Origin of the sequence: Bartonella queenslandensis AUST/NH15, assembly GCF_000312585.1 — a bacterium.
GTDB lineage: Bacteria > Pseudomonadota > Alphaproteobacteria > Rhizobiales > Rhizobiaceae > Bartonella > Bartonella queenslandensis_A.
The window spans coordinates 117,216-123,121 of sequence record NZ_HE997979.1; the positions used below are offsets into that span (position 1 = coordinate 117,216).

The following is a 5,906-nucleotide window of genomic DNA, read 5'->3' on the forward strand; positions in this document are numbered from 1 at the left end:
AACCGCTTGTCTTTTTCCATCTTTTTTATGAAAGCAATATCGGAGAAGCGCTTTTTTATCAACGTCAAATAACATGTTTTTATCTCTCACAATGCATCCCTGTTGTCTTAATATCTGTTTTATCGTCTTAAGCTATTTTGGATAGAGATATCTTTCTATTGTCTCAAGAACCCCAACTCTTTTCAAAACACAACACAAGCATTAAAAAAGCATAAAATGCAAAGAAACCCCATACCCCTTAATGAACACGACAAAGGCAAAAAGCACCCTCCTCTTCACTTTTCCCCTTCATTGCCATGATAGAGGATCCTCGGTACTTTTTTCTGTTCAACCTCTTCTTCCAGTTGTCGGATCATTTTTTTCAATTGACATGTTACAATTAAAAGCAGCATAAAAACAATGGGTAAGACTAAAAAAGCACCGGCAAGAATCCATGCCAATGGCTCTAATATGGCCACAGCAAAAAAGTTCTTCTTTCTCCATATCTTAACGAGAACCGTTATAACTGTCGGAAGTGTCACCATGACGGTCGAAAGATAGAATATTTTTTTGTAGTCTTGCCAAACAAGCGAAAGCTGTTTCTTATCAAACACGCTGCTGCTTTTCATTTTTGAGAGATCTGTTTTAAAGCGATATCGCGTTCATTCAGCACGCATTTCAGTTCTTTTTTCACCTTGCAATAGAGCCGCGCACGCTTGATAAACAGGTAATAAATGATAAAAATTGGCACCCATATTAAAACATTTACGAGCGTAAAGACTAGGAAAGAACAGGCTGCTAATGCTATCATACTACTCGTCATTTTGTCCCCCTTGCACATTCTGCATACGGATTGCCTGATCGCGTTGTTTTATGGCTACTTCCAATTGTTGAAGTGTTTCTCTCAATTTTCTCGTTAATTTTATGCCCATGACCCCAATGATCGGAGACAAGAGAAGAATTCCCATCCATATAACGCTCAACAGCATCATGATAAAGGCAATCCTATCACTTTTCCACCATAGCAAATTTGCGGTAGAGAAAGCAGATTCTATAAGAGAAAGAAGAATAAAGACAAAAAGAATGATTTTACATTCTTTTGAATAAAGAGGGAGAGATTCTCTGAAGTTCAGAAAGCGCATTTTTGCATCAAGGGTCTCACACACGAGACTTTGTGTTTTCATTTCTCCCTGATCATTGCACAATTGTTGTATGGCTTGCTTTTGTTGTGTCGTCCTCTTTTTCAATTCTCGAGCAAGTTTAAAGGACAACCGCATATGCTTGATCAACCGATAAGGAAGCCTGACAATGACCATAAATATTAAAACGGCAATAATGATGAACGATAAAAAAACCAAATGTCCTATCATAACGTTCCCTTTTTTCCCCTATCACATTGATGTGCAATCATCATTTTATTCTCTTCTCAAGCAAATTTTTCTAATTTCTTCACTGCTTTTCTCACGCCATAATAAAAGGAGATTATGGAGAATTAAAATGATAGGCAAAGCAACAACAATACACGTCCACAACCCAAACAGCAGCGGCTTGACAGCATCAGCAATGTAAAGCAAGAAAGGCGCATGATTGTACAAAAAAATCGCAGATTTTGGAAGAAAAGCTGCCAAAATGATAATACCTGCAAAAAGCACAAACATAACGAAAGTGATAGAAAAGAGTATCGAATAATCTTTTTTTGAAAGTTCCAAAGATTCTTTAAAAGAAAAAGCACTAAACTGTGTTGCAGGAACTGTACTCTGTCTTCGAGCCTCTGCCTGATCAGACCTCACATTCTGTGCTGCACCCTTTTTTAATTTACGCCACATTGTCCATAACAAGATTGTTCGCTTTATAAAAGAATAATACAGTGCCAAGATTATCATCGCAGTAGAAAAGAATACTGAGCAAAATGCAGCACAAATCAAGATCGTAACCTCTATGCCAATCAACCTTCCAATGATTAAAGAAATGCTCACGTATTCCCCCTATTATGTTCTGTCAAAAGATTGTTTGTCTCGCTGTTGCGGCTCTGACACCGTTTCCCACAGCAGCATCATTTGTTTCACATCCCGTTTCACTATGGCAAGAAAAACAAAAAAGAGTGGAAAAAAAACCAAAAGAACACCAAAAATCATTTGCGGCATAAGACATAAAAAAGCCCAAACACTATTCCACCCCGCATCACGCAAATACCCAATGATAGGATTAAAAGGCTGTTCAAGATTTGCCTGAAACATTTTTTGAATATCTTCTTGCTTCATTTTTCCCATTTCTTGAAACTGTTCATTGGATATAACGTGAAAAAATTCCCAAGGCTGCATATAAGTAGTCGCAACAAAAAGCACCAACAAGAGGATAGCCAAGCAAAAAATGATGACATAATCTTTTGTTGAGAGAACCATTCCTTTTTTAAAAGCAGCCAATTGATCCGACACGGACTGTGAGATAAAATCCTCTCCCTCATGGGTAGATTGCTGTTGTGATTGATCTTTGATCATACGGATTTCCCCCCATGTATAAAATGCCCACGCTTCAATACTTGACACCACGCAACCAGCGTGGCGAGTCCACCTAACACTCTTTTTACCACGAAGCAAGTGCTAATAATTTCTTTTAAGTGTTGTTTTTAATTCCTTGAATCCATGACAACAGACACACTCTCATGCTTAAAAACCCCAACGCTGCTTTTTCTCTTTTGATCGATCACACGCCCTAAAGGACGCCGTTTCACAAAAACCAAGAAACAACACCCCACTGAACCACCCCACGAGCAAAAAAACAACTGATGATCTAAAATACACCCACAGCCGCCTTAAAGTTTTTCACTTCTCATCTTTAAATTTCTTCAATTCAAAGACGCACCTCTTTTAAAATTAAAAAAAATGTCTCGTATCTTATAAGCTCCCCAGCTTTATAAAATCCTCTCTTATAAATCTCTCTTTGATCAAGGTATGTTCTTATAATTCTTCTTTGGGTCTTGCATCACGCCATTTAAACGACAGCCCCTTTCTCATGGTGAGATCCATTAAAACAGTAAAAGAAACTTTTACCCTCCATTACAAGGAGAGATAAAAGGAAATTTTCACCCCAAATCGCTTAATCCTTTACAGTTTATTTTGAGCCGATAAACGATATTTTATTTGAAAATAAAGGGCATCTTATGCTATAATAATAAGGGTGGAATAAGTTCTTTATATCATGCTCTTCCCCTTCAACATCTGGCAAAGTTTCTCTGTAAAGGGCTATATTTATAAGATAAGCGATATCTATAAAAGACGACGCACAAAGAATAAGATACGCTTAAAACAGTAAGAGAGATCAAGCATCCTGATTTTGCGTTCAACAACACATCCCCTCTAAGAAAATCCAATAACAAACCAATGTCTTTTTAAAGGAGAAATTGAAAAGTTTTCGCAAAAGCGCTCGTAAGAAAAAAGCCAAACAATCTTATGAGAAAAGACAAAGGGGATAGCGATAGGATTTTATTTTTTACATTTGACAAAAATTTCTTTTTTCCCAGAGAGTTTGAGAAATCTGTAGAAAGTAAATCATCCGCTATCGATGCTAAAAAGATAAGGATAAACATGATAGGGGAGAAATAACACTAATAGGATCAAGAAAAGAGGAGAAAACACCAGAGGATCTTTTCGCTCCATACCGTTGCTATTCTTTATAAAAGACTGCGTATCGTTTCTTTTTTTGCTCTGCAATGGCTTATATCCGCACAATATTTGTTTCCGCACAGTATTTTCTTCAAGTGCTTTTTACAACACTGTCCCCCAACAACAGGCAGTTTCTTTTTCATTTAAATGGTAAGTTCATGAAAATAGGTAAAAAACGCGGGAGACCGAAAATAACAGGCAAACTTAGAGAGCCCAACGGCCGTATTTCACGAGCCAAAAGTCTTGGAAAATCTGCATCTCAATCAGCCATTGAAATGCGTGCAAAACATTTTGGATTAAGCCTTGAAGAAGCAAAAAATCCGCTTGTGGGGAGCTATATTGGGCGTCTTTGTTTGCTTGGCTATAAAGAGGATTCCTCCGGCATCAGTAAAGAGCAATATGACACAGCGCAACAATACTTGCAAATCAGAAACGACTATTTATGTGCCAAAGGTTTACCAAACGGTTATTATGATGGTTTTAAGCACAGTGCATCCGATGAGAAAGCCAAAAAGCAATGGGTTGAAAGAGCCACACAACGCTATGAAGAGATGCAAGAAGCAATTAAAGAAGCACAATATCTTCATCGTCAACACAACTTTCATGCGGCATTACAATATCTTGTTATTGAAGATCAACCACTGCCAACGCTTGTTGCTTCGTTGCGCCTTATTCTTGATGCCCTTTATAAACATTTTGACTGTTCTAGCCAAAAGAGCATTCGCTAAAAACCCCCATCGGTATCTCTCTCAAAGAATAAAGATGCGATAACCCGCGCTGTGCGTGCTCTCCTTTCAATAGGATCGCTTGAGAGCCCCAGAGAGATTGCGCTTTCAATCAGATAACGTGCGCGCAATAAATGCAATAAACAAGCTTACACATAGTCCCCACACCCTAAAAACACATCCATACCCGATCCCAAGAAATCTCTCCCTCAAGGACACTATTTTCGGCATAACAAGAGCCACCTATTCTATATATCTTCCTCTATCGCAACAAGCCGTACACATCGACACCCGTTGCCCCAATATTGATATCGTGACAACCTTACCGTTTGAGACAATTCATTATAGGTATTTTGCGTCTCCTTTCTTGTACAATTCTATAGCTCTATAAGGCTTCCACTCTCTCATGACGGATAAGACCAAGATTTTGCTTCAACATAAGTTTTAAATGAGAAAATTTTACGCTATTGAGATCTCTTATTCAAAATGAAGACAGATAATTTATCATTATAAATCAATAAATAATATTGAAAACAACACGTTAGCTTTTTTACAAAATTAAAAGCCCATGTTTTTAAAGCAATCTCTTTACCCCCCAAAAGCTCCACCAACAATCCATCCCCTGTCCCCCCCTATATCGACCACAATCCCCCCCATCCACGCACCCTCTCCACACACCACAAGCCTCAATCACCCACACCATTGCAATGATCGCGCTGTAACCCCCACCAACTGCTGCCAAATCCCAACACCGACCAACCACACCGTTCCATCAATAAAAGACCACGAGGTTCAACATCACAATTTCCCCGCCCTTTTAGCTTTCCTTTCTCAAAAGAAAAAATGTGCTTTTCCCCATCAAAAAGCTCTCTCATGAAGACGTGCATATCTTACGTCTTACGACACAATCAATGAATGCGCTTTTTTTTATCAATTTATTTCTGGGATAAAAAAGGAAAAATAATTGTTTTGCTGTTGACAGAATATGAAAAATCGTATTTAATGACAAGTGCGGTAGAGGGGTTTTTGTGTGTAGATTTCATCATTAAGTGTTTGTGTATTAAGTGTTTGTGTTCGTCATTATGTTTGTATTCATCATTGAATGTGTGCATTATGATGGGCTGCTATAGGATATTGCGTGTTATAAAGCGATGTGTTCTGCAGCAATGAGCAATGTATGAAGTTATATGAAATTTTGCGGTTTGAGAAAATTGCGCTTTGACTGTTAAAGGGTTAAAAAGTTGACTGTCTAAGTGTATCTCCATCTTTTTTAAATTTTTTTTCTTTTGCATCACCCAAAAGTATTTTGAGATATTCAGAGAAAACAGGATCCTCGCTCCTCTCTAAAAAAACGTCTCCAACACCCTCCCAACAAAACATTGTTTCAATACATCACAAAAAGAGTGAGCCATAACCCAAACAGCAATAAGATGAATACGGCTATTTCTATTAATACACGGCACATTTTAGCCTCCCATACCTCAAAACCTCTCCACACTTCAAAAGTCTCCCAGATCCCAAAATCTCCCAACACCTCAAA

General features: G+C 38.0%; 6 protein-coding genes. 1 reads left to right on the forward strand and 5 read right to left on the reverse strand.

Annotated elements, in window-relative coordinates:
- Positions 1-275: 275 nt before the first annotated feature.
- The 4 genes from BN338_RS01480 to BN338_RS01500 all read right to left on the reverse strand — a co-directional run bounded on the left by BN338_RS01480 (position 276) and on the right by BN338_RS01500 (position 2,477).
- Positions 276-593 (reverse strand): hypothetical protein, encoded by a 318-nt coding sequence (locus tag BN338_RS01480; protein WP_051018465.1) that lies wholly within the window; start codon positions 591-593, stop codon positions 276-278.
- Positions 594-791: 198 nt separating this feature from the next.
- Positions 792-1,349 (reverse strand): hypothetical protein, encoded by a 558-nt coding sequence (locus BN338_RS01490; protein WP_039758338.1) that lies wholly within the window; start codon positions 1,347-1,349, stop codon positions 792-794.
- Between the two features lie 45 nt (positions 1,350-1,394).
- The gene (locus BN338_RS01495; RefSeq protein ID WP_244427584.1) at positions 1,395-1,817 is read right to left on the reverse strand and encodes a hypothetical protein; all 423 of its coding nucleotides are present in this window, start codon (positions 1,815-1,817) and stop codon (positions 1,395-1,397) included.
- A 150-nt stretch (positions 1,818-1,967) separates the two neighbouring features.
- Positions 1,968-2,477 (reverse strand): hypothetical protein, encoded by a 510-nt coding sequence (locus BN338_RS01500; protein WP_039758386.1) that lies wholly within the window; start codon positions 2,475-2,477, stop codon positions 1,968-1,970.
- A gap of 1,322 nt (positions 2,478-3,799) precedes the next feature.
- Here BN338_RS01500 and BN338_RS01505 point away from each other — a divergent pair.
- Positions 3,800-4,369 carry a hypothetical protein gene (locus BN338_RS01505; protein WP_039758343.1) on the forward strand — a complete coding sequence of 190 codons (570 nt, stop codon included), beginning with the start codon at positions 3,800-3,802 and terminating at the stop codon, positions 4,367-4,369.
- 683 nt (positions 4,370-5,052) lie between these two features.
- On the opposite strand, the gene BN338_RS01510 is transcribed toward BN338_RS01505, so the two are convergent.
- A complete protein-coding gene (locus tag BN338_RS01510) occupies positions 5,053-5,253 on the reverse strand; it encodes a hypothetical protein (protein WP_039758345.1) in 201 nt (66 codons plus the stop codon).
- Between the last annotated feature and the right edge of the window lie 653 nt (positions 5,254-5,906).